At 69.6% G+C, this 3,640-nt stretch carries 1 protein-coding gene; it reads right to left on the bottom strand.

Annotated elements, in window-relative coordinates:
- Positions 1–3,640 (bottom strand): type I polyketide synthase (locus tag HNQ79_RS33025; RefSeq protein WP_185036677.1); only part of this gene is annotated, 3,640 nt, incomplete at both ends.

The following is a 3,640-nucleotide window of genomic DNA, read 5'->3' as shown; positions in this document are numbered from 1 at the left end:
ACAACGCGCCATCAGCCTCACGCACCAGCCTCACCCGGACCGCAGAGGCACCCGATGCCAGCAGCGACACTCCACTCCACGAGAACGGCACACCAGCACCCTCACCCGACGAGTCCAAGAACCACCCCGCATGCAACACAGAGTCCAGCAGGGCAGGATGCAGGCCGAACGCGGCCGCATCACCCTGCGCACTCTCCGGCAGGCTCACCTCGGCGAAGACCTCGCCGTCCCGCGTCCAGGCGGCCCGCAGGCCCTGGAACACCGGGCCGTAAGCAAAGCCCAGCTCGGCAAAGCGCTCGTAGCAGCCCTCAATATCCAGCGCCACGGCGCCCGCAGGCGGCCACACCGCCGCATCAAAGTCGTCAACGGATGCCCGGCCTCCGACTGCCAGCACACCCGAGGCATGCTGCGTCCAGGGCGAGTCCGCGCCCTCCGGTCGAGAGTGGATTCCCACGGAACGCCGGCCCGACTCATCGGGAGTGCCGATCGCGACCTGCACCTGAACCGCGCCGCGCTCCGGGAGGGCGAGCGGCGCTGCCAGGGTCAGTTCGTCGACCCTGTCGCAGCCGACCTCGTCGCCCGCTCGGACCGCTAGCTCCAGCAACGCCGTGCCCGGCACGAGGACCCGGCCCCTCACGGCATGGTCGGCCAACCACGGATGCGACTGGATCGCCAAGCGGCTGGTGAACAGCACGCCCTCGGCTTCGGCCAGCTCCACTACACCGTTGAGCAGGGGGTGACCGGCCGACACCAGCCCGACCGCCGCCGCGTCATCAGCACCGCCGCGCAGGCTCCGAGGCCAGAACGACTGGTGCTCGAAGGCGTACGTCGGAACATCCACCCGCGACGCCCCGGTGCCCTCGAAGAACCGCGCCCAGTCCACCACCGCGCCACACACGTGCAGTTGGGACAACGCCGCGACAGCCGACAGCTCCTCGTCCCGGTTCTTACGGAGCATTGGTACGAGCGTTGCGCCCTCGGATGCGGATTCCTGGGCCATGGCGGAGAGCACGCCGTCCGGGCCCAGTTCCAGGAACGTGGTCACGTCCTGTTCGGCGAGAGTCCGGGTGCCGTCGGCGAAGCGCACGGCCTCACGGACGTGGCGTACCCAGTACTCGGCCGAGCACAGTTCTTCGGCGCTCGCCGTGGCCCCGGTCAGGTGGGAGATCACCGCGATGCGCGGAGCCTCGTACGCCAGGCTCTCCGCGACCGTGCGGAACTCCTCCAGCATCGGGTCCATCAACGGCGAGTGGAAGGCGTGCGAGACACGCAGTCGCGTCGTCTTTCGCCCCAGCTCGGCCAGTTGGGCCGCGACCTTCACCGCCGCCTGCTCGTCACCGGAGATCACCACGGAAGCGGGGCCGTTGACCGCCGCGATCGACACACCCTCGACCAGCAGCGGCAGGACCTCGTCCTCCGTCGCCTGCACCGCCACCATCGCGCCACCGGTGGGCAGTGCCTGCATCAGTTGTGCTCGCGCCGCCACCAGCCGGGCCGCGTCCTCCAGCGAGAACACCCCCGCCACATGCGCGGCAGCAATCTCACCGATCGAATGCCCCGCTACGAAGTCGGGCTTGACACCCCACGACTCCACCAGCCGGAACAGCGCCACCTCGATGGCGAACAACGCCGGCTGAGTAAAGCCCGTCTCATTCAGCAGATCGGCGTCCTCGCCCCACATCACCTCGCGCAGCGGGCGCTCCAGCAGCGGATCCAGTACAGCCAGTACGGAATCCAGAGCCTCCGCGAACACCGGGAACCGGCCGTACAACTCCCGGCCCATCCCCAACCGCTGCGAACCCTGACCCGAGAACAACATCGCCGACCTGCCACCGACCACCGCACCCGACACCACCGAGGCATCCCCAGCACCGGACGCAAGAGCAGTCAGCGCGCGCACCGCATCAGCGGACTCACCCGCCAGCACCACCGCACGGTGCTCGAACTTCGAGCGGCCCGTGGCCAGCGAGTAACCGACATCCACCGGCCGCAGTTCCGGCCGCTCCTCGATCGAAGCCAGCAGCCTGGCGGCCTGGCCGCGCAGCGCCTCCGGCGTCTTGCCGGACAGCACCCACGGCACCGCACCCAGCTCCACCACGGGAGCCTCGGCCCCCGTCACCACCGTTCCCTGGATGACGTGCGCCGGCTGCTCCAGGATCACGTGCGCGTTCGTACCACTGATCCCGAAGGACGACACCGCCGCGCGTCGGACACGACCGGTCTCGGGCCACGGCGTCGACTCGGTCAGCAGCTCCACGGCGCCCGCGGACCAGTCCACGTGCGAGGACGGGGCGTCCACGTGCAGCGTCTGCGGGAGCACACCGTGCCGCATCGCCATGATCATCTTGATGACGCCGGCGACACCGGCGGCGGCCTGGGTGTGGCCGATGTTGGACTTCACCGAGCCCAGCAGCAACGGCCGGCCCTCGTCACGGTCCCGCCCGTACGTCGCCAACAACGCCTGCGCCTCGATCGGGTCACCCAGCGACGTACCGGTGCCGTGCGCCTCGACCACATCCACGTCGTCCATCGACAGCCCGCCGCTGGCAAGCGCCTGGCGGATCACGCGCTGCTGCGAGGGGCCGTTGGGAGCCGTCAGGCCGTTGGACGCACCGTCCTGGTTGACGGCCGAGCCGCGCACCACGGCCAGGATCTCGTGACCGTTGCGCACCGCGTCGGACTGCCGCTCCAGCACCAGCATGCCGACGCCCTCCGACCAGCCGACACCGTCGGCCGACTCGGAGAACGCCTTGCACCGGCCGTCGGGCGCGAGGCCGCGCTGCCGGGAGAAGTCGACGAACACCGTCGGGGTCGACATCACCGTCACGCCACCGGCCAGGGCCAGCGAGCACTCTCCGCTGCGCAGCGCCTGCATCGCCCAGTGCATGGCCACCAGCGACGACGAACACGCCGTGTCCACCGTCACCGCCGGACCCTCAAGACCCAGGGTGTACGAGACCCGGCCCGACGCCAGACTCGTACTTCCGCCTCCCTGGAAGCCCTCGAACTCCGGGCCGCCCAGCAGAGAGGTGTAGTCGCTGTACATGACACCTGCGAACACGCCGGTGGCGCTGCCCTTGAGCGAGACCGGGTCGATCCCGGAACGCTCGATCGCCTCCCACGACGCTTCGAGCAGCAGCCGCTGCTGGGAGTCGGTCGCCAGCGCCTCGCGCGGGCTCATCCCGAAGAACGCCGGGTCGAACTCATCTGCCGTGTGCAGGAACCCGCCTTGGCGCGTGTACGAGGTACCCATGTGGTCGGGGTCGGGGTTGTAGAGACCTTCGACGTCCCAGCCACGATTGGTCGGGAAGCCGGAAACAGCATCCGCCCCCTCCGTGACCAGTCGCCACAGGTCCTCGGGCGAGGTCACCCCGCCCGGGTACCGGCAGCTCATGCCCACGACCACGATCGGGTCGTCGGCCACCGAAGCCGTGCGCGTCGCGACCGGTGCAACAACCGTCGCGTCCGATCCCAGCAGCTCGTCGAGCAGATGGTCAACGAGTGTCTGAACGGTCGGGTAGTCGAAGGCCATCGTGGCCGGGAGACGCAGCCCGGTCACGGTGTTGAGCCGGTTGCGCAGTTCGACCGCCGTGAGCGAGTCGAAGCCCAGCTCTCGGAAGGCACGCTCCGGGTTGACCGC

Source organism: Streptomyces candidus (genome assembly GCF_014207445.1).
Taxonomy (GTDB): Bacteria; Actinomycetota; Actinomycetes; order Streptomycetales; family Streptomycetaceae; genus Streptomyces; species Streptomyces candidus.
This window is presented reverse-complemented; position numbering and strand designations above follow the sequence as displayed.